We start from the raw sequence: 20,766 nt of genomic DNA, 5'->3' as shown, positions 1-20,766 counted from the left end.
GCCTACTTATTCCGGTCAATCCACTGCGACATCATCTGCTTGTCGCGGAAGCACTCGGACGGGATCGGGCGGCGCTTGGTGCGCGATATCCGCTCGGCAAAAGCCACCTGTTTGCCGGTCGGATAGTTGGCAAAGGGCGACGGGTCATGCGGTTTGTTGGCCGAAATCCAATCTGACAAAGACTTGCGGTCACGCTGCGCCTCAACCGGGATATCCAACGCGGATTTTTCCGCGATGGCGCGGGCATAGCGCATTTGCCGGTCTGTCACCGGAAGCATGTGGTAATCGTTGCTGGGTGCGTCGTACCAGCTTTGACGGGCAGCATATGTCATCGCTCGATAAACCTCCGTTCCACATGGGAACAAAAATAGAACATTTTAGGAACTTTTTCAAGTTTTCCACTGGCAGGCACCCATTTGGGCCTGAGTTTGCCAGCCTGTCCCGTCGTTTACCGACCTATTGCGGCGCACGTTTTCGCGCGTCCTCTATATATGAAAGAATCACCGATTCTCATTTCAAGTCACGATGACTCACGCTTTCGCGCTTCGGCTCGTAACCGGCAGAAGATCGCCGAATCGCCCGTCATTTTCACGGTTTCTCGGCGGTATCGTGATCTCAGCACGCGACCCCAACCCTGTTCCCGACATTTCGCGTCGGGAACAGAGCATAAGCCTGCACGCTCCTGTGGCTGACTTTACCAAAGGGCGATGATCTGCACAGGAGAGAGGCAATGAAATCCCACGCACAGGCCGTCGTAATCGGAGGGGGACTGGCCGGATGCTCGATCCTGTATCATCTGGCCAAGCTGGGCTGGACCGATGTGGTCCTGCTGGAACGTGATGAGTTGACCAGCGGATCGACTTGGCACGCGGCGGCCAATATCCACGGGCTGCATGACAACAACAACATCACCCGTATCCAGCACTACACGATGAACCTGTATAAAGAGTTGGAAAAGGAAACCGGGCAGGGATGCGGTGTGTTTCAACCCGGCTCGCTTTACCTGGCGCAGACCGAGGATCGTGAGCATCAGTTGCGCCTGCAGGAGGCGAAGGCGCGGTTCTACGGCCTGAACTTCTACGAAATCAGTCGTGAGCAGGCCAAGGAATTGCATCCCCTGGCACAATTTGACGACATTCGATGCATCATGTTCGAGCCGGATGGCGGCAATGTCGACCCGTCCGGTGTGACGATGGCCTACGCGGCGGGCGCCCGGGCGCTGGGTGCTACAATCGAACGGTTTTGCCCCGTAATAGGGACGGATCAGCAACCGGATGGCAGTTGGATCGTGCGCACCGACAAGGGCGACATCCACACCCAATGGGTGGTCAATGCCGGAGGTCTCTGGGGTCGTGAAGTTGCCGCTCTGGCCGGGATCGAACTGCCGTTGCAACCGACCGAGCATCAGTACTTTGTAACTGAGGCGATTGACGAAGTTGCCAATCTCGGTCGCCGCCTTCCGTCCATCGCGGATCGGGATGGTGAGTATTACTTCCGCCAGGAAGGCAATGGCCTGCTGATCGGGGCCTACGAAAAAGACATGCGGTTTTGGGCCGAAAATGGCACTCCACTGGATTTTGCGCATGACCTGTTTCCCGACGACCTGGACCGGATCATGGAAAACGTTATCCGTGCCACCGAACGGGTGCCGGTCGCCGCGACGGCGGGGGTCAAACGGGTAATTAACGGGCCGATGATCTGGTCTCCGGACAGCAACGCGATCTGGGGGCCGGTGCCCGAGCTGCAAAACTACTTCTGCTGCACCGGTATTATCCCCGGGTTCTCGCAATCGGGCGGTCTGGGGCTCATGTCCGCGCAATGGATGATCGAGGGCGAGCCGCAATACGACATGTTTGCCTGGGATCTGGCCCGGTTCGGCGATTGGGCCGACAAGGCCTTCACCAAAGCGCGCGTCGCCGACCAATACGCGCATCGTTTTGCGATCCACTTCCCGAACGAGGAACGCAGTGCCGGGCGACCTGCCCGTGTCCGGCCGGTGTACGACATGCAGAAAGCGATGGGCTGCGTGTTTGGCCTGAATTGCGGGTGGGAGCATCCGCTTTGGTTCGCCGACCAACCCGGCGTCTCGGACACAAACGGGTTCACCCGTCAGAATTGGTGGGAACCGGTGGGGCGCGAAACTCGCATGCTGCGCGAACATGTCGGCGTCATCGATATCTCGAACTTCGCCAACTACGTCATCAAAGGCGCAGGTGCGCAGGATTGGTTGGACCGGTTGGTCGCCAACCGAGTGCCGACACAGGTCGGCCGGTCCTGCCTGACCCCGCTGATCTCGGTTCGGGGCGGCGTCGCCGGGGATTTCACGATCACCAAGGTTGCGGAAGACGAATACATGATGATCGGTTCGGGCATGGCCGAGCGATATCATCAGCGGTTCTTCAACATGGTTGACCTGCCCGAGGGCACAACCTTTGAGGTTGCCACGAACCGTATCGCAGGTTTCAACGTGGCCGGGCCAAAAGCGCGCGACGTGCTGCAACGCCTGACCAATGCGGACTTGTCGAATGACTCATTCCGTTTCATGCGATCCGCCACGATCGACGTGGCCGGAGTGACTTGCCTTGCCATTCGCGTCAGCTTTACCGGCGATCTGGGGTGGGAACTGCATTGCGCCGAAAGCGACCAAATCAGGCTCTATTCAGCGCTTCTGGACGCTGCACGTGATCTCAGTGGCGGGCCGGTAGGGGGTCGCGCACTGGGCTCGCTTCGCATCGAGAAGGGATACGGCTCATGGGGCCGCGAGTATTCGCAGGAATATTGGCCTCAGGAAGTTGGCCTGGACAGGCTGATCAAGCTGGAAAAGGATTTTTTGAACAAGGCCGCCTATCTTGCGGTGAAAGACAACCCTCCGCGTGAAGTGCTGTCCATTCTGGCCGTTGAGGCCGAGAATGCAGATGCCTCGGGAGGGGAGCCGATCTTTACACCGGATGGCCGCTCGGTCGGAAGGGTCACGTCGGGGGCATTTGGTTATTCTGTGGGTCTTTCCTTGGCCATTGGCTATGTCAATCCGCAGGTTGCAGGGCCAGGAGACAGCGTCGATATCTTCATCCTCGGAAAGCCACACAAGGCGCGCATTCTATCTGAACCGCCGTTCGACCCGCTTGGACACCGTTTGCGGGACCTGCAAGCGGATCAACCCGAGTTGGTGAAATGAACACCACATTCGATCGATTGGCCGAGTTCGTGCTGGAGCGGTCACCCGATGACATGCCTGAAAGTGCCATCGAGGCCGCAGCTCTGATGATGCTGGACACGATGGGTGTACTGATCGCCTCAACCCCGATGGAGGCCGGAGTGATAGCGCGCGACACGGCCTCGCTGCTGTTTGCCAGCAACGACCCCGCTTTTACTGCGCAGATGCTGTTTGATGGTCGTCCGGTGAGTCTGGCGGGTGCGGCCTACGCCGCTGCTACTCAGACGGACAATTTGGATGCCCATGACGGGTACAACCCGACCAAAGGGCACATGGGCGTAGTCATGATACCCGCGCTTGCCGCATTGGCACAGCACTGCCCTGACTTGACCGGGCGCCAGGCTCTGGCCGCGGTGATCGTTGGTTATGAAGTCGCTGGTCGGGCCGGGATGGCCCTGCACGCATCGGTCAACGACTATCATACATCCGGGGCCTGGAATGCGCTGGGCGTGGCTGCCATGGCTGCCCGGTTGCGCGGTCATTCGTCGGAACAACTGCGTCAGGCCCTTGGTATCGCGGAATATCACGGCCCCCGCAGTCAGATGATGCGCGAAATCGCCAATCCCACGATGCTGCATGACGGATCAGGGTGGGGGGCCATGGTTGGAATTTCGTCCAGTATCCTGGCCGAGCGTGGTTTCACCGGCGCGCCCGCTATCACGGTCGAGGCCGCGGATACCGCGCCGCACTGGAATGACCTTGGCGCGTTTTGGCAGATCGAGCACCAATATGTGAAACCCTATCCAATTTGCCGCTGGGCCCACGCCGCCATTGATGGGGTGAGATCGGTGATGCATCAGAACGGTCTGGCCCATGACCAGATCAGCGCAATTCACGTCAACAGCTTCCACGAGGCCGCTTGCCTTTTCGACGGTGCGCCCCAGACTACGTCACAAGCACAGTATTCCCTGCCCTTTGCTATCGCCGTTCAGGCCGTCCATGGCCGGATCGGGGTCGAACACATTTCAGGTTCGGGGCTTGCCGATCCGGTTGTTCTTGATTTTATGGCTCGTATTTCGGTCAAAGAAAGCGAACGCCACAACGCGCGCTTTCCGGATGAAAGATGGGCGGATGTTTCGATCGAGTCCGTCGATGGGCAGATGCTTTCGTCCGGCGACATTCATGCGCGCGGCGGTCCCGAGGTTCCGATGCGCCGTCAAGAGGTCCTGGACAAGTTCAAAGAGTTTGCCGCGCCAGCGATTGGCAATGACCGGGCGGCTCGGATATGTGAGGAAACCCTGGCTTTGACACAGCCCGGCAAAGCCTATTCGGATCTTGGCAGGCTTTTGTATTCACCCCCCTTGGCCTAAATACAGCGTTTTTTGCATCGGCCCAGCTTGAGTTCATTCACCCGCATCCTGAATGATCTGCGCGTCGCGTGCGCGAGCTTCTAGTGTGTTCAGCATCTCCTCGATGAGGGCTCGGGTCTTGGTACTGTCGTCCAGTAGTCCCGCCGCGTTCGCCAAAGGCCTGTCGGAGTCCTGCGATATGGGCTGGCCAAAACGGCGGTTGGTTTGGATCAGCTCACCAAAAGGACCATCTGTTGGTCCGCCCGGTTGATCAACACCAGCCAGCCAAGCAAATCTTTGAGCGTCGTCATGAGATCCAATCTGCGAAAGTAGTTCAGACGCGCTCTCAAACTCCTGCGTTTGTGCAAAGGCGCTGGCGCGCAACCGCATTGCGACTTCAGTCTCGTCGCCGTCGATTTCCAAAAGCGCTTGTTGCGGCCGCCCTTTCAAAAGCGCTGCACTGGCCCGCAATCTGGCCCGGTCATCCCGGTGCGTTAGATCGTGCGGTCGACTGGCAAGCTGTTGGGCCTGAGGCGCGAACCCAAGATCTACGAGCCTGCGCGCCAAAATCACGGCCGTTTCGGTTGACAGATCCTTCCGCCCAGGCACAGAGACCGTCAGGACATGGCGCAAAAATGTAACGTCGTCAGCGCGTTCCGACAAAAGCTGAAAGACCTGATTGCGGGTCCTGTTCCAATCACGCGACTCAGGGCCGTTGTGCAACACCGCGAATGCGCCGTTGAAATTCTGGCTAAGGCCAAGCGCAAGGGCATGGGTTCGCTCAAGCATTTGACCTGCCTCGGACCTGCGATATTCCACGGCATATGCGGCGGCCAGGTCCAGTTCCTGCTGCGAGACACCGCCGCGATCCTGCCAGCGCTTTTCGATAAGCCTGGCCAGCGCCAGGGATGCCTCAGGGTCGGCGCCATCCAGCACCGCGACCTCGGTCAGCAGCGCTTCTGCCTTGTTGCCTGCACCTTCCGCCGTCGCAATTTCCGCCCTGGCCAGAGACAATGCGGCCGGTCGATCCGGTTCGATACGCTCGACCGCGCGCAGCACGCGGCGGGATGCCTCCAATCGATTTGCCCGCACCAGAGTTTCGGAAAGAGAGGGGCCAAACGTCCGACGAAGGTGTTTTGGCAGTTGGACAAAAGACTGTTCAATTGCATCCAGATTGGCGTCGGTTGCAAGCTCACGTTCGGTCAATATGGCCCATAGGGCGACGTCGCTTTCGCATTTTTGCAGGCCCCGGAAGGGGTTTGGCGTAGAAAACGGTCTGTCGTCCACAATGCTGGCGATCGCTGAAACCGGCGCGGTTGTGTGCCCGGTGTCTGGCAATAGATCAATGACTTGCAAGGCTTCGGCGCCAAATCCGTAATAGGCGTATAGCTGGGCAAGGTGCATTGCCTGCGTTTCATCCAACTTGTCGAATTCCTGGTACAACCCCCCGCGAAGATCAGCCAACCGGGTTTGAAAAGGTTGCTGTCCTGCCCAAGCCTGAAAACCCAGCTCGGCGCTGGATATGCATTTGGGCTCGACCTCGATCTGTTGAACATCCAAAGGTGCAAGCTTTCGCAGATCGTCCAAAACAGATGACACAGCGATGTTCTTGTTCAATTCCTGCGGCGCCCGCAAAGGACCAAAGTCCGGCACGGACCTACGGCCAACACTGGCCAGGTCAAGATCGACAATCTCACGATCGACACCTTGCAGCAGGCGCGAGATAAGCTGTGCTTCAAACCCGCTGCGACTGAGGTGCAACAGCGGCAGCGCCAGATCTGACGACGGCAAACCTGCTGTCTCTTGTACTGGCGCTTTGTTCTGCACTTGCTTCAAAGGAGTTGTCGGGTCGGGCTTGGAGATGAACTCTCCGGCGGCAATGTCGATGACAATCATCGAACCGCGGTGCAAAAACGCCGAAGCGACGCATTCACACCCGAATTCCAGTTCCAGTCCTTCTCCGACAGCGGGCTGTCGGATCGAAATCAGGCGTCTTTCAAACAAGCGGTCAAAGACACTCTCGGTATCAAAAGTGACCTCATCCAAAGCCACGTCCAGACGCGCACCGCCGCGCCGTCCGACCAGATCCCATTTGGTGCCGGTCGGTATTTGAACCACAAGCCGGGTATGTTCTGCATGCTCCCCCGAACGGACACGCAGAGGCTGCGCGCTTGCGGCGGAGGCCGCGATCAATGTGACGATAATGGCCAGTACCCGAGTCATGCCGCCGCCTGCTTGAGTTCCTTCAGCGCATCTTCAAGCTCGGAAAAGCCGGGGCGATTGTGGGTCGGTGTGTTCTGCCGTCCAACTTCAATACACATTGCTGCGTTGTGATTGTGCAAATTGGCAACCAGCACCTCTTTGATCAGCTGGTAGAAATGGTTGTCTTCTTCCACCACCGCTTTCAGCTTGCCCGCAAAAGGGCCGACCAGACCATAGGCGAGAAACACGCCCAAAAACGTGCCCACCAGCGCGCCGCCGATCAGTTTTCCCAGCACTTCCGGAGGCTGGTCGATTGAGCCCATCGTTTTGATCACGCCCAGAACTGCGGCCACGATACCCAGCGCCGGAAGTCCGTCCGCGACAGTCTGCAAGGCGTGGCTGGAATGCATGGCGTGGTGAAAGTTTGCCTCCATCCGCTTTTCCAGAACCTCTTCAACCTGATGCGGGTCGTCGTAGTTCATGGCTGCCGACCGCATCGTGTCGCAGATCAGATCGACCGCTTCTTTGTCGGCCTGAATTCTTGGATAGGCAGAAAACAGGCTTGAACTTTCGGGCTCTTCAATGTGCTGTTCAACCTCGACCGGGTTCGATTTGGCGAGGCGTATCAAGGAAAACAGAAGACATAGAAGGTCGCGATAATCCTCGGGTTTCCATTTCGGGCCCTTGAAGACCTTGCCAAGATCTTTCACCGCATGTTTGACGGCGCTCATATCGTTGCTGATCAGAAACGCCCCGACGGCGGCGCCGCCGATCATCATCATCTCAAACGGCAGCGATTTCAGGATGATCGTCATCTTTCCGCCCGCCGCGAGGTATCCGCCGAACACCATGACGAATATGACAACAATTCCAACGAGTCCTATCATGGTCGTTCTCCAATGATCGTGGGGATCTGGGTCTTCATCGCATCTATTCCTTGGGGGCCAGCGCGTTGCGGCCCGCCATGACAACGCTGATGGTATAGGCGGCTTCGGCGCTGAGCCCGGCCATCACGCCAGCCGCCGCATCCGGCGGCATTCTTGACAGGAACCCGGCGGCAAAAACCGGATCCATCGTCTCAAACAGGGCGGCCGCATCTTTGGGTTTCATGCTCTGATAGACATCTGTCAGCTGTGTCAGATCTGTCTCGGCGGCCTTGTCGGCCAGCGCCAGGGTCTCGCGCAGAGAATGTTCGGCGTCTTGCAGCATTCCCAGCCGTGTTTCGATCGCGTGTTCTGCGATCTCGAGTGCCTTTTCTTTGTCCAGAATTGCGTTTTCCCGTGCATCCAAAGTTTCCTTTCGGCGCAACAGTTCGGTCAATAGAACCTGTAGATCGGCAGCATTCGTCTGCTTGACGGTATGGCCGGGCTGTTCCGCCTTGCCCGGGTCAGTGCCAAGCGCCAGCGCTGGCCCGGCCTCAAGACCAATGCGTATCGCGGCGGAACCGATCATCAGCAGCGATATCACCGTCAGAACATTGCCCCTTTGTCGGGGGGTGTCACCGGTCATTGCGCGGCTCCGGTGCGGGGTCGGGCATGTCGAAAGAACATCAGACCTTCTGGTTGTTTCGCGACCTCAGACTCGACGGCTTCGGGCTTGGTAGGCGCTTCAGTATCCTTTTCAGGCGCGTCTGCCTGAGCGGTCTTGCCCAATTGTTCCTCAGCCAGCTCCGGTTGTTCTTTCGTCTTAGCGGTGGCTTCGGGTTCTGGCTTTTCCTCGTCTTGCGGGACAATGTCGTGCATCGAAGCCATCATCAGCTCAAGCCGTTGCGCCACCGTTTCGGCCTTTTGTGTCAGGTCCCGCAGCGCGTCGCCGGAATGGTCCGAAGCCTGACGGGCGGTGTCCAACGACTTGCGCAGCTCATCTGCCTGAGCGGATAGGACGGAAACCGCCCCGCCAACGCCCTTTTCAAGATCGGTGAACCGCTTCAGGCGTCGGGCCAGAACAAAACAGTACAGACCGGCACCAAGTGCACCGGCAACCAGAAAAATATCTGCGATCAATTCCAAAACCGCCTCCTAATTCAGTACAAATTCCATCACCAGAACGTCACGCACCCGACCTTCGCCCACCACAATGTCGATACGACGCAGCAGGTGGCCGCGAATCCGCACCAAGGCCAACGGGGCCTCAAGATCCGACAACTCAACGGCCCGCAGATAGCTGTTCAGGACATCCATGATTCGCGGCTGCATCTTTTTGACCTCGGCCTCATGGCCCGCTTTGACTTCCAGCTGAGCGTGGAACTTCAAGTGCCGCGAATCGCCCGCATTGACCGAGACAATGACCGGCGGCAGATCGACAAAGCTCACGTCGGGCTGGGCCTTTGCAGCTTTTTCCGGCATGTCAGACGGGGCTGCTTTTGAGGCCTCGGGCCCCTTGGCGGACAATATTCCCGAAGACGTCACGTAGTAACCGCCCCCCGCACCGGCCAACGCCAGAATGATGCCAAGAATCAGCCCATTCTTTCCGGTCTTTTCGGGAAGTTCCGCCTGTTCCGCAGTTATGTCGGTCATGCCGTCCTCATCCATCGGTTCGGCAACCGTCATAACCCCACAGGGACTAACCGATTGTTAAGGCCAATCGTCCAAACAGGGGCTGAGCCGTACAGAAGGTCGGCGAGTCGGAGGTGAGCGTGCAGCAGATCGGAACTGTCTGGGCAAGTTTGGACAAGCGCAAACAAATCATAGTCGCCGGCGCGGTTGCGTTGGTGTTTCTGGGCATTCTGGCGATGTCCCGAATTGTAACCGCTCCGTCGATGACGTTGCTTTATGCGGGCCTTGAAAGCGGAGCGGCCGGGGACGTAGTGCGGTCGTTGGATCAGCGCGGTGTGGCCTATACAATCAAGGGCGGCTCGATATACGTCCCTGCCTCGGACCGGGATGAGCTGCGCATGACTTTGGCCAGCGAAGGCCTGCCTGCCAACGGCAATCGCGGGTACGAGCTGTTGGATACGCTCAGCGGTTTCGGCACCACGTCGCAGATGTTTGACGCCGCCTATTGGCGCGCGAAAGAAGGAGAGCTGGCGCGGACGATCGTCGGCAGCCCTCATATCAGCCAAGCACGCGTCCACATCGCCAACGGCTCGGCCAATCCGTTTCAACGCAGCGTCGCCCCGACTGCGTCAGTTTATCTTGTGTCCTCCGGCGGGCAGGTGACAGGTGATCAGGCCAAGGCGATCCGATTTCTGATCGCCTCGGCAGTCAGTGGTTTGGCGCCTGAAAATGTTGCGGTCATCGATTCGAACGGGGCGGTGATCGGTGCGCAGGAAAGCACCGTGGCGGCGGATTCGGCGGACGACAAGGCCAAGCAACTGCGCGAGCGGGTGCTGCGGTTGGTTGAGGCGCGCGTGGGGGCAGGGAATGCCGTTGTCGAAGTCAGCGTTGACACGGTGACTGAAACCGAATCGATCCGGGAGCGCCGTTTTGACCCCAAAAGCCGCGTTGCGATCAGTACCGATGTTGAAGAACGCTCTGACAGTGCCAGAAACCAGTCTGCGGACGTAACCGTGGCATCGAACCTTCCCGATGGCGACGGTGCCGGAGGGGACGAATCAAATTCAACCGCAACACAGACCCGCGAACGCGTGAATTATGAAGTGTCCGAGACCGAGCTTGAAGTTCACCGCGCGCCCGGTGCCATCAAGCGGCTGACCGTTGCGGTTCTGGTGAATGGCTCCCGGGTAATCGGTGCTGACGGAACCGAATCCTTCGAACCGATGCCGCAGCCCGAGCTTGACGCACTTGAGGAACTGGTGGCGTCGGCTGTGGGGTTCAATCCGGAACGCGGGGACGTGATCACTCTGAAATCGCTTGATCTGCCCGTCGTTGAACCGGCGGGCACCCTGGCCGCCACCTCCGTTTGGCAAAACCTGCATCTCGACGTCATGTCGCTGATTCAGATGGCCGTTCTGGCCTTGGTTTCTCTGGTTTTGGGTCTGTTCGTTATTCGTCCGATCCTGACAAAGCCCGTTACCGCGCCTGCGCTATTGCCCGCCAGCGCGCCGTCCGAGGCCCCTTCGGACTCGGTTCTGGTCGGGGAGATTGCAACTGCTGAGTCGCAAGACTTTGCGAAGCTACCCGACCCGGCGCAGCCCGGCGTTCCCGCGATTGCCTCCGGTCAGAGCGAAGATGCCGTCGACCGCCTGCGCGCCATGATCGGCGACAAACAGGAGGAAACGGTCGAGATCCTGCGCAGTTGGCTTGAAGAAGGTGAGGAGAAGGTCTGATGACGATTGCCCATCTTCTTGAGGATTTTTCGATCCAGCTTGGCGGCGGCGTTGTCCACCTGTTGGATGAGGACGCGCTGGAGGAACAGCGGCTTGCCGCCTTTGAAAAAGGTTATGGTGCCGGGTGGGAAGACGCCGTGCAAGCACAGGAGCAGAGCCGCGGACAGCTGAGCACCGACCTTGCCGCGGCCCTGTCTGACCTGTCTTTCACCTATCATGAGGCGATCACCCGCATGTCACTGTCGCTGGAGCCGATGTTCCATAGTCTGGTTCACACGGTTCTGCCCGAAACGCTGGATCGGGGCCTGGCCCTGCGTCTGGCGGATCAGCTGACGGAAATGGCGAAGGAGCAGATCGGGCAGCCGCTTCAGCTGATCGTTCCCAAAGGTGCGGCTGCGCAGATCGAACCGATGCTGCCAAAGGACCTTCCGACCTCGCCGCAGATTATTGAAGACGCGACCCTGCAGCCGGGCCAGGCGCGCTTGCAGGTGGGCACCACCCAGCGCGAGGTGGATTGTGCTGCCTTGCTGAAATCCATCAGTGACGCGTTCGACGCTTATCTTTTCGAAGCAAATGAGGCTTTAGCAAATGAATGATCTTCCCCCACAGGCATCCGAAAAGTCCAACCCGTTTGACTCGGTTCCCATCGAAGTCACCGTATCGGTTGGCCGCGCGCGCCCTTTGATCCGGGACCTCTTGAACATGGGTGAAAACGCGGTTTTGACCCTAGACAAACGTATCGAAGACCCGGTGGACCTTTATGTCGGCGATCAACTGGTCGCCCGTGGTCTGCTGGAAGAGATGGAGGGGGATCAGACCGGGCAATTGGCCGTTCGGTTGACCGAAATCGCGGACCTTCAGAACGGGATCGAGTAGTGCAACGCCTGCTTTGGTTAGTGGCCGCGCTGGTCGTGTTGACCCCGTCGCTCGCCGCCGCGCAAGAGCTGTCCCTGTCTCTGGGTGAGGGCGGATCGATCTCGGCGCGGACCATTCAGCTGATCCTGCTGATTACCGTGCTCAGCCTTGCCCCCGGGCTGGCCATTATGATCACGTGCTTTCCGTTTCTGGTCACGGTTCTGGCCATCCTGCGACAGGGTATTGGTTTGCAGCAATCCCCGCCGAACATGTTGATCGTCAGCCTGGCGCTGTTTCTGACCTATTTCATTATGGAACCCGTCTTCACTCAGGCCTGGGTGGTCGGCATCGAGCCTTTGATCGAGGAAAGGATGGAGGTTGAGACAGCACTTGAACGCGCACTGGTTCCGTTTCGTGAATTCATGACGGCGCGATTGGATGCGGATACCTTCCACGCCATGGCCGCGCTGCGACCTGAAGGGCAGGACATCCAACTTGCGCCCGACGCGCCGTTGTCTGTTCTGATGCCATCTTTCATGCTGTCCGAGATCGCGCGCGCTTTTCAGATCGGATTTCTGATCTTTCTGCCATTTCTGATTATCGACCTTGTCGTGGCCGCTGTGCTGATGTCCATGGGGATGATGATGGTGCCGCCTGCGACCGTGTCCTTGCCGTTCAAACTGGCATTCTTTGTGATTGCCGATGGCTGGGCGTTGATCGCCAGTGCCCTTGTTCGCAGCTATGTGCCCTGACCAAGGCCTATTGCCGCGTGATCCGAAGATGGGCGCACAGGCCTTGATCCCCCGCTTCGAACCACAGCCGACCGCCGTGTTGTTCGGCCACCGTCGACGCGATGGTCAGGCCGAGCCCAAACCCATCGGATGACCCGATGTTTGAGCCGCGCCGAAACGGGGCCAGCAGTGCTTCGATATCCTCGACGGACATGCTGGTGCCTTTGTCTTCAACTATGATCGTTGCCGATTGGGCGTCGGTTTCCAGAGTAATCTCGGCGTGGCGCCCATACTTTAGCGCATTGTCGATCAGGTTCGTCAGCGCGCGCTTCAGCGATATCGGGCGGCCCATCACCAGAATGCGCCGCGTCTCGGGCAAAGACCCATGACCACGACGCGACATGAAGACAGATTGAGCGCCCTCAACTGACACAGGTGCCACCTGTTTCAGCGTAACCGGTCGGTTCATATCCTGATAGTCAGCCACCAGAGACTCGACAAGCGACGTTAGCGAGATTTGCTGCGGTTCCTCCGTGCTCAGTTCGGCGCGTGTATAGGTCAGGACGCTTTCGATCATGCCGGTCATCTGATCCACGTCGGATTCCAGCTTTTCCCGCAATTCGTCATCAGCGATCAGGGCCGCACGCAGGCGAACACGTGTGGCCGGGGTGCCCAAATCGTGACTGACGCCGGACAGGACAATGGCCCGCTTTTCCAGTTGTTCCCGCTCGGCGTCCAGATGATCGTTCACGGCCGACACGATATCCCGCAGCTCTTTCGGTCCGTCTGCCTCATAGCTTTCAGGCCCACCGCGACGTTTTCGGTGATGCAGCGCATCCGAGAAACGGGTGAACGTGTCCGCGACGTTGCCGACCGAATTCAGAATGATCGCAAGCGCGATGATCCCCAGCAGGACCGCCGGTAGCCGCAGATCCGCCGGGGCGGCCCGGCACCCCCAAATCCCGGTTCCGTCCACCTGTTGCCAGTCGCCCTGACCAAACTGCGCGATCAGAACAGGCTCGCTGCAATATGTGGCCAGCAAGCGCGTTAGGTTTCCCATTTTCTCTGGGCCTGTCTGATCGCCGCCCGAAAGAATGTCCGAGACCGGATAGACCAGCCGGTCTGACATTACGGCGATCGTCAGCTCTTGCCCTGCCAAAGGATCGGAACCATCCGTCAAGATCGACAGGTTGGTGATAAAACTGCGATCCGACAGACCGGGCAATTGCGCGAACTGGCCCGCCGCCGCCAACTGCCCAGCATCGGCAGAAAGAGGCGTGATTGAAAGGCCCGGCGGTGGCGGTTTGCTGGTTCGAAGTTCTTCAAAGACAGCAAAGCCCGCAACATAGGATCGGGTCAGAAAATCATCCCACGCCCGGGCAGAGGAAAACCAAAAGCCCGCAGCAATCAGGCCCGCAGCAAAAGCCGCCAAGGTCCAGATCCAACCCAGACTGCGCAGGCGAAAAGCGCGTGACGTCATGGGCCCTCGTCCACGGACACATCTGCGGCGAAGACGTACCCTACGCCCCGTTCTGTGCGCAGCATGCTGGGGTCTTTCGGATCGGTCTCGATCTTGGATCGCAATCGTCCGACCAGCATATCGATGGCCCGGCCTTGCGCCTCAGGCCTGTCGCCGTCGCCAGTCACATCCAGAGCAGCAGCAATCTCGTCCCGGGTCAGCGGAATATGCGGATTGGCCAGCAGCACCTTGAGCAACGCGGTTTCCCGTTGAGAAAGAGAGACCAGATAGCCTTCGGGCGAGTGCACCTCATCCCGCTTGCCGTCATACGTCCAGCCATCAAAGTGGAATGATCGGGTGCGTCGGCGATAAGCCAGCGAAGGCGACCGGCGTGCCCTTTGCATCACCGCGCGCACGCGGGCCAGCAAAAGCTGTGGGTTGAACGGCTTGGCGATATAGTCGTCTGCACCGACCTCATACCCCGCCATGCGCTGATGATCCGCCGACAGGGCCGAGACCAGTATGATCGGCACGTCCTGTTCCGCCCGCAAACGCCCGCAGATCTCGACACCGTTCTCATCGCCCAGCATCACGTCCAGTAGGATCAGGTCGATGCGACCCGCGTTCAGATGGCTGCGGATCTCAGCCTCGGAGCTGGCTGGCAGCGCGACGTAGCCGTTCTGATGCAGGAACTGTGTCATCATCGACCGCATCTCGGGGTCGTCATCCACCACCAAAAGTCGTGAAATGCTCACGCCATTGTTCCTCCCATCTCTGCCTCCGTGCCGTCGTCAATTGTAACGAACGGAAACAGATTCAATGTCAACGTAACACGCTGTAACAAAAGCGGTGAAAAATCGCGCCGCAAGCCGGTAAAGCCCCGGATTACGCGTTGCCAGATGCCTTTCGGGTACCAGAATGGCCGTCATCGCTGCTGCGGCAGTCACAATGTTCTCAGGGAGGAGACAGAGAATGAAGCGTTTTGCATTTGCCACCGTATCCGGTCTGGCCGTCATGGCCGGATCGTCGGTTGTGGCAGGACCCGAGGCCGAGGTTCTGCATTGGTGGACGTCGGGCGGCGAGGCCAAGTCGGTGGCCGTTCTGCAGGAAGAGTTCGCCTCGAACGGCGGCGCATGGACTGACATGCCCGTTGCCGGCGGCGGCGGTGATGCGGCGATGACCGCGCTGCGCGCCCGTGTTTTGGCCGGTAACGCGCCGACTGCTGTTCAGCTGAAAGGCCCGGCCATTCAGGAATGGTACGAAGAGGGCGTTCTGGCCGATATCTCTTCCGTGGCCGAAGCCGAAGGGTGGGCCGACGTTCTGCCTGCATCGATCGCGGGTCATATGAAATGCGACGGCACATGGTGCGCCGCGCCTGTGAACGTGCACCGGGTTGACTGGATCTGGGCCAACGCAGATGTTCTGGCGGCCAACGGTATCGAGATGCCGACCACTTGGGACGAATTCAATGCCGCTGCTGAAAAACTGCAGGCCGCTGGTGTTATCCCGCTGGCCCATGGCGGTCAGGCATGGCAGGACGCGACCGTTTTCGAAACTGTGGTTCTGGGGATCGGCGGACCCGAGTTCTTCCAAAAAGCACTGGTCGATCTGGACCCCGAGGCGCTGACCTCGGACACGATGGTGCAGGCGTTTGACCAGATGCGGACCTTGCGCGGTTATGTGGACGAGAATTTCTCAGGCCGGGACTGGAACCTTGCCACTGCGATGGTCATGAATGGCGAGGCCGCGTTCCAGATCATGGGCGATTGGGCCAAGGGTGAATTCCTGGCTGCAGGCAAAAAACCCGGCGAGGATTTCCTGTGCGCCTCGACCCCCGGTGATGGTTATCTGTATAACGTCGACAGTTTTGCCATGTTCGACGTTGACGGGGACGACAAGAAAGCTGGTCAGGACCTGCTGGCCAAGCTGATCGTCGCGCCGAACTTCCAAAAGGTGTTCAACCTGAACAAAGGTTCGATCCCTGCCCGCACCGACGTGGCACTGGACGACTTTGACATCTGCGCCAACCTGTCGGCTGAAGATATGGGTTCGACCTCGGCCAGCGGTTCGCTGCTGCCGTCCTATGCCCACGGCATGGCGCTGCGTGGATCGCAGTCTGGTGCGATTACGGACGTTGTGACCGCGCATTTCAACTCGGATATGTCCTCGGCTGACGCGGTTCAGCAACTGGCGGACGCGGTGGCAAACAGCTACTGATCCAACACGCTCTGCCCCTTATACTGTTGGGGCAGAGCATCTTTCCCCGGAGGAAATCATGTCCGAATGGCTGGAAAACCACCTGCCCAAGGTGGTGCTGGCACCGTCGTTCATTGCCGTATTGATCTTTGTCTACGGCTTTATCGGATGGACGGCCTGGGTGTCACTGACCCGATCGAAACTGCTGCCGAAATACGAGATTAATGGCTTCATCCAGTATGAACGCCTGTTCGCCTCCCCGCGCTGGGATACTGCGATCCACAACCTGTATATCTTTGGCGCGCTGTTCATCATCATCGCGATGGTTCTGGGCCTGTTACTGGCCATCCTGCTGGATCAGAATATCCGCGTCGAAGGGACGATCCGCACGATCTATCTCTACCCAATGGCGCTGTCGATGATCGTGACCGGCACCGCATGGAAGTGGATTCTGAACCCCGGTCTGGGCATTGAATCCATGGTGCAGGGCTGGGGCTTCACGAATTTCGAGTTCGACTGGCTAGTGAACCCCGACTACGCGATCTACACCATCGTGATGGCCGCTATCTGGCAAAGCTCGGGCTTCGTTATGGCGCTGTTTCTCGCCGGCCTGCGCTCGGTGGATGGTGAGATCATCAAGGCCGCGCAGGTCGATGGCATCCCCACATGGCGCATCTATACGGCGATCATCATCCCGTCGATGGCCCCAATCTTCCTGTCGGCTTTCATCGTGCTGGCCCACCTCGCGATCAAGAGCTTTGACCTTGTCATCGCCCTGACAGGCGGCGGTCCGGGGTATGCGACCGATCTGCCAGCCACATACATGTACGCCATGGCATTCTCGCGCGGTGATATTGGTCAGGCGGCCTCGTCCGCGATGATCATGATGCTGGTCGTCTTTGCCATCGTCGTTCCCTATCTTTACTCAGAGCTGAGGGCGAAAAATGACTGATCTGTCGATGCCCCAAACCCAAACCCGCAGCCAAAGTGCAACCGGCAAGATTGCCCTGCGTTGGCTGCTTTATGTCCTGCTGGGCCTGTTCGCGCTGTATTACCTGATGCCGCTGTTCGTGATGTTGACCACGTCTCTGAAAAGCCTTGAGGAAATTCGTACCGGGTCACTTATTTCCCTACCGCGCGAAGTCAGTTTGGATGCATGGAAAACCGCTTGGTCAGGCGCTTGTACCGGTATCCAATGCGAAGGTCTGCGGCCCTATTTCTGGAACTCGGTCCTGATTGCGGTGCCTGCGGTGGCCATTTCGACCCTGCTGGGCGCGCTGAACGGCTATGTTGTTGCTCAGTGGCGGTTCAAAGGCGCGAACATTATTTTCTCGCTGATGCTGTTTGGCTGCTTTATCCCGTTTCAGGTCGTGCTGCTGCCAATGGCGCGTCTGCTGGGCATGATGGGGATCGCCGGAACCATTCCGGGCCTGATCTTTGTCCACGTCATCTACGGGCTGGGCTTCACCACGCTGTTTTTCCGCAACTACTATGTCACCATCCCGTCCGAGCTGACCAAGGCCGCGCGCGTCGATGGGGCCGGGTTCCTGCGGATTTTCTGGTCAATCTTCCTGCCGCTGTCGCTGCCGATCATCGTGGTGACCGTGATCTGGCAGTTCACGCAGATCTGGAATGACTTCCTGTTCGGCGTGTCGTTCAGCCAGGCGGGCACGCAGCCTGTGACCGTGGCGCTCAACAACATCGTAAACTCCACCACCGGCGTCAAAGAGTACAACGTCGACATGGCTGCCGCGATTATCGCGGGGCTGCCGACGCTGCTCGTCTATGTCGTTGCCGGTAAGTATTTCATCCGCGGTCTGACCGCCGGTTCCGTGAAGGGATAAATCATGGCCCCGATCCTTGATATCAACAACCTGTACAAGAATTACGGCGCGACCGAGATTCTGAAAGACATCAACATTTCGATCGAGCCGGGCGATTTTCTGGTGCTGGTCGGCCCTTCGGGTTGCGGTAAGTCCACCCTGCTGAACTGCATCGCAGGGCTGGAGCCGATCACCGGCGGAACGCTTGCGATTGGTGGCAACGACATGACCCATGTCAGCCCCAAGGACCGCGATATCGCGATGGTGTTCCAGTCGTATGCTTTGTATCCGACCATGTCGGTGGCCAAGAACATCACCTTTGGCATGAAGGTGCGCGGGGTTGATCAAGCCACGCAGGACGCCAAGCTGAAAGAGGTCGCACAGCTGCTGCAGATCGAGCCGCTGTTGAACCGCCGTCCCAGCCAGTTGTCGGGTGGTCAGCGTCAGCGGGTGGCGATGGGCCGGGCGCTGGTACGCGATCCCAAGCTGTTCCTGTTTGACGAGCCGCTGTCGAACCTCGATGCCAAGCTGCGGGTTGAGATGCGGACCGAGATCAAAAAGCTGCACCAGACGCTGGATGCCTCGATCGTCTACGTCACCCACGACCAGATCGAAGCGATGACGCTGGCCACCAAGATTGTCGTTCTGAAAGGCGGAATCGTGCAACAGATCGGCAGCCCGGCTGAGATCTACAACAACCCGGCCAACCTGTTCGTGGCGGACTTTATGGGCTCACCTGCGATGAACCTTATCCCGGCGCAGACGACGCGGAGCGGATCAGGCACCCAGATTGCCATTGGCCGCGACAGCGGTGAAACACTGGTGCTGAACGATGCCCGCGATCTGTCCTTGCCACAGGATGTGATTCTGGGTCTGCGGCCCGAGGATATCGCCGAAGCAGGGTTCCGCGCGGGCGACGGTGTGCAGGAGGCCGAATGTCTGGTCGATATGGTCGAACCGGCGGGGGCCGACACTTACGTGGTTTCGGAACTTGGCGGCAAACAGGTCACCGCGCGACTTCACGCGGAAACCAGCGCGCAGGCGGGTAAGATGCTGAACCTGGCCTTTGACATGAGCAAAGTGTCCTATTTCGCCAAGGAAACAGGCGAACGGTTGAATTGAACAAAAAATGCCGCGCAGTTGGGTGCGCGGCATTTTTCAATCTTGCTGACCGGATCAGCTGGTCTGATTGTTGTTCATATCCTTGATCAGCTGGTTCAGATTGCCTTTACGGGCATCCAGCATGGCGCCGATTTCAGTGCGCTCGGTCAGCAGCATGTTCACCCCTTCGATGAACATGTTGAAGAACTTTTCACTGCCCGATTTATCCGACACCAGAAACGTCACTTCGAACGGGGAAGAGCCTTGCAGCTTGACCGAGGTCCGCACTTCGTACCCCGCTTTGATCTTCCGGGCCCGTTGAACGGTCACGGTACCACCAATAAATTCACGGAACCGGCGGCCATATTTGTTTGAAATATAACCCTGAAACGCCTTGGTGAACTTGCGCAGCTGCGCCGGGCTGGCAGAGCGTCCGTCAGCCCCCAAAACATAGCGCGCCATGATCGGTACATCGGCGTATTGCACAAAGATTTTCTCGAATTCGCGCAGCATCGCGTTTTCCGATTTCCCCGACGCAATCACGCGGTTGATGTCGGCAACAACACTTTCGACCAGCGCAACAGCGCTGGCCTCGGTCTGGGCAAAGGCGGGCAGGGCGGTGATCGCGACACCAGCAGCGCTGGTTGCGATAAAACTACGTCGGTTCAGATGGTTACTCGGCATAGGGGTCCTCGTAAGGGTCTAGGTAGGGGTCCCTGACTGGGTCTGTCCCAATCTCGGCATAGGGATCATCATACAAACCCAGATAGGTCTCTTCGTCATCGCGCGCCAGTTCAAAACGACGGTTTTGAAGGTAAATGGTCTGAGCCTGCTTATAACTGTCGGCACTTTCATACAGGATCGAGTCGACGGTATCCGCAAAACGGCCCCGGTCGCCCATGCGGCGTACGATCTCGGCATAGACACCGATGTTATCAACCGGCCGCGTTGGGCTGAAATTGATCGGGTTCGAGAACAGATTCACCACCACCCCCACCGCATCCCGTGCGGTGGACGGGCCATAGAAGGGCAGTTCGACATAAGCCCCTTCGCCAAAGCCCCAAACATGCAGGGTTTCACCGAAATCCGTGTCTACTGGCGGCAAATTCAGTTCTGCGGCGGGGTCCGACAGGCCGGCGCCCCCAACGGTCATATTGACTGCGAACCGCAGCAGCGCGTTCCCCGATTGCTTTAGGTTGCCTTGCAGCAGATAATCCAGCGCCTGACTGGGCAGTGTCAGGTTTTGGGCGAAATGGCTAAAGCTGGTCACCATCGGATCGGGTACGATTTTGACATAGCCTTTCGAGGCTGGCCGAAACAAATACCGGTCCACGCCCAGATTGAACTGATGGATCGATCGGTTGGTGTTCTCGTAGGGGTCGAAAATCTCACCCCGTGCGGCCTCGTCGGCGGGCTGCTTGGCGCAGGCACCGAGAACTGTCAGCAGTGACAGAAGGATCAGCGGCTTAATAAGAACTCTGCTCGACACGGTCTTTGTTACTCCAGCTCGCACGGATTCGAATTGTCCGAACGCATTAATCAATACTGCCACCCACCACGTTTTGGTGGTCCAACTTGCCGTCCAATAAATGTTTCACACTCAATTTGAAACAGCTAGCGTTTAACCCGTCTGACGATCCCGGGTAAAGTGACACAAGTTCAACACTT

At 58.5% G+C, this 20,766-nt stretch carries 20 protein-coding genes; 10 read left to right on the top strand and 10 right to left on the bottom strand.

The window, feature by feature from the left end; translation table 11 throughout:
• Positions 1-2: 2 nt before the first annotated feature.
• Positions 3-332 (bottom strand): hypothetical protein, encoded by a 330-nt coding sequence (locus ACR0CR_RS14820; protein WP_480600358.1) that lies wholly within the window; start codon positions 330-332, stop codon positions 3-5.
• Positions 333-730: 398 nt separating this feature from the next.
• Here ACR0CR_RS14820 and ACR0CR_RS14815 point away from each other — a divergent pair, with 398 nt between their 5' ends.
• Entirely contained in the window at positions 731-3,175 is a 2,445-nt protein-coding gene (locus ACR0CR_RS14815) for a GcvT family protein (protein WP_480600355.1), read from the top strand.
• A complete protein-coding gene (locus ACR0CR_RS14810) occupies positions 3,172-4,524 on the top strand; it encodes an MmgE/PrpD family protein (protein WP_480600353.1) in 1,353 nt (450 codons plus the stop codon). Before ACR0CR_RS14815 ends, ACR0CR_RS14810 begins: the two co-directional genes overlap by 4 nt.
• Positions 4,525-4,557: 33 nt before the next feature.
• Here ACR0CR_RS14810 and ACR0CR_RS14805 read toward each other — a convergent pair whose 3' ends face one another.
• The 5 genes from ACR0CR_RS14805 to ACR0CR_RS14785 are packed head-to-tail and all read right to left on the bottom strand — an operon-like array spanning position 4,558 to position 9,221.
• Positions 4,558-6,726: a hypothetical protein gene (locus ACR0CR_RS14805; RefSeq protein WP_480600351.1), complete on the bottom strand. Its 2,169-nt coding sequence runs from the start codon at positions 6,724-6,726 to the stop codon at positions 4,558-4,560.
• A complete protein-coding gene (gene motA, locus ACR0CR_RS14800; RefSeq protein ID WP_480600349.1) occupies positions 6,723-7,592 on the bottom strand; it encodes a flagellar motor stator protein MotA in 870 nt (289 codons plus the stop codon). The genes ACR0CR_RS14805 and motA overlap by 4 nt, the downstream gene beginning before the upstream one ends.
• 43 nt (positions 7,593-7,635) lie before the next feature.
• The gene (locus tag ACR0CR_RS14795) at positions 7,636-8,214 is read right to left on the bottom strand and encodes a MotE family protein (RefSeq protein WP_480600346.1); all 579 of its coding nucleotides are present in this window, start codon (positions 8,212-8,214) and stop codon (positions 7,636-7,638) included.
• On the bottom strand, positions 8,211-8,714 hold the full coding sequence (locus tag ACR0CR_RS14790) for a hypothetical protein (RefSeq protein ID WP_480600343.1): 504 nt from the start codon (positions 8,712-8,714) through the stop codon (positions 8,211-8,213). Before ACR0CR_RS14790 ends, ACR0CR_RS14795 begins: the two co-directional genes overlap by 4 nt.
• A gap of 9 nt (positions 8,715-8,723) precedes the next feature.
• Complete coding sequence (locus ACR0CR_RS14785) at positions 8,724-9,221, bottom strand: flagellar basal body-associated FliL family protein (RefSeq protein ID WP_480600341.1); 498 nt, start codon at positions 9,219-9,221, stop codon at positions 8,724-8,726.
• A 119-nt stretch (positions 9,222-9,340) separates the two neighbouring features.
• Between ACR0CR_RS14785 and fliF the strand changes: the two genes are divergently transcribed.
• Genes fliF through fliP form a run of 4 tightly spaced genes read left to right on the top strand, consistent with a single transcriptional unit; the run spans position 9,341 to position 12,540 of the window.
• Positions 9,341-10,933, top strand: coding sequence for a flagellar basal-body MS-ring/collar protein FliF (gene fliF / locus ACR0CR_RS14780; RefSeq protein ID WP_480600339.1), 1,593 nt, complete (start codon positions 9,341-9,343; stop codon positions 10,931-10,933).
• Entirely contained in the window at positions 10,933-11,529 is a 597-nt protein-coding gene (locus ACR0CR_RS14775; RefSeq protein WP_480600337.1) for a FliH/SctL family protein, read from the top strand. The genes fliF and ACR0CR_RS14775 overlap by 1 nt, the downstream gene beginning before the upstream one ends.
• Positions 11,522-11,809, top strand: coding sequence for a FliM/FliN family flagellar motor switch protein (locus ACR0CR_RS14770; RefSeq protein ID WP_480600335.1), 288 nt, complete (start codon positions 11,522-11,524; stop codon positions 11,807-11,809). Before ACR0CR_RS14775 ends, ACR0CR_RS14770 begins: the two co-directional genes overlap by 8 nt.
• Positions 11,809-12,540: a flagellar type III secretion system pore protein FliP gene (gene fliP, locus ACR0CR_RS14765; protein WP_480600332.1), complete on the top strand. Its 732-nt coding sequence runs from the start codon at positions 11,809-11,811 to the stop codon at positions 12,538-12,540. The genes ACR0CR_RS14770 and fliP overlap by 1 nt, the downstream gene beginning before the upstream one ends.
• Before the next feature lie 7 nt (positions 12,541-12,547).
• Here the strand turns inward: fliP and ACR0CR_RS14760 are convergent, their stop codons facing one another.
• Positions 12,548-13,999, bottom strand: a complete 1,452-nt coding sequence (locus tag ACR0CR_RS14760; RefSeq protein ID WP_480600330.1) for a sensor histidine kinase — start codon at positions 13,997-13,999, stop codon at positions 12,548-12,550.
• The gene (locus ACR0CR_RS14755; RefSeq protein ID WP_480600328.1) at positions 13,996-14,733 is read right to left on the bottom strand and encodes a response regulator transcription factor; all 738 of its coding nucleotides are present in this window, start codon (positions 14,731-14,733) and stop codon (positions 13,996-13,998) included. Before ACR0CR_RS14755 ends, ACR0CR_RS14760 begins: the two co-directional genes overlap by 4 nt.
• A 217-nt stretch (positions 14,734-14,950) precedes the next feature.
• On the opposite strand from ACR0CR_RS14755, the gene ACR0CR_RS14750 reads away from it, so the two are divergent.
• Genes ACR0CR_RS14750 through ACR0CR_RS14735 form a run of 4 tightly spaced genes read left to right on the top strand, consistent with a single transcriptional unit; the run spans position 14,951 to position 19,119 of the window.
• Positions 14,951-16,195, top strand: a complete 1,245-nt coding sequence (locus ACR0CR_RS14750) for an ABC transporter substrate-binding protein (protein ID WP_480600325.1) — start codon at positions 14,951-14,953, stop codon at positions 16,193-16,195.
• A gap of 58 nt (positions 16,196-16,253) precedes the next feature.
• Positions 16,254-17,126, top strand: a complete 873-nt coding sequence (locus ACR0CR_RS14745; protein ID WP_480600323.1) for a carbohydrate ABC transporter permease — start codon at positions 16,254-16,256, stop codon at positions 17,124-17,126.
• Entirely contained in the window at positions 17,119-18,018 is a 900-nt protein-coding gene (locus ACR0CR_RS14740; protein WP_480600320.1) for a carbohydrate ABC transporter permease, read from the top strand. Before ACR0CR_RS14745 ends, ACR0CR_RS14740 begins: the two co-directional genes overlap by 8 nt.
• Before the next feature lie 3 nt (positions 18,019-18,021).
• Positions 18,022-19,119, top strand: a complete 1,098-nt coding sequence (locus ACR0CR_RS14735) for an ABC transporter ATP-binding protein (RefSeq protein ID WP_480600317.1) — start codon at positions 18,022-18,024, stop codon at positions 19,117-19,119.
• 54 nt (positions 19,120-19,173) lie between these two features.
• On the opposite strand, the gene ACR0CR_RS14730 is transcribed toward ACR0CR_RS14735, so the two are convergent.
• Both ACR0CR_RS14730 and ACR0CR_RS14725 read right to left on the bottom strand, forming a co-directional pair.
• Positions 19,174-19,782: an MlaC/ttg2D family ABC transporter substrate-binding protein gene (locus ACR0CR_RS14730; protein ID WP_480600315.1), complete on the bottom strand. Its 609-nt coding sequence runs from the start codon at positions 19,780-19,782 to the stop codon at positions 19,174-19,176.
• Complete coding sequence (locus ACR0CR_RS14725) at positions 19,772-20,587, bottom strand: MlaA family lipoprotein (RefSeq protein ID WP_480600312.1); 816 nt, start codon at positions 20,585-20,587, stop codon at positions 19,772-19,774. Before ACR0CR_RS14725 ends, ACR0CR_RS14730 begins: the two co-directional genes overlap by 11 nt.
• Positions 20,588-20,766 lie beyond the last annotated feature (179 nt).

Source organism: Ruegeria sp. AM2 (assembly GCF_056540685.1).
Note: the sequence above shows the minus strand (reverse complement) of the source record. Positions and strands in the feature narration are given on the sequence as shown.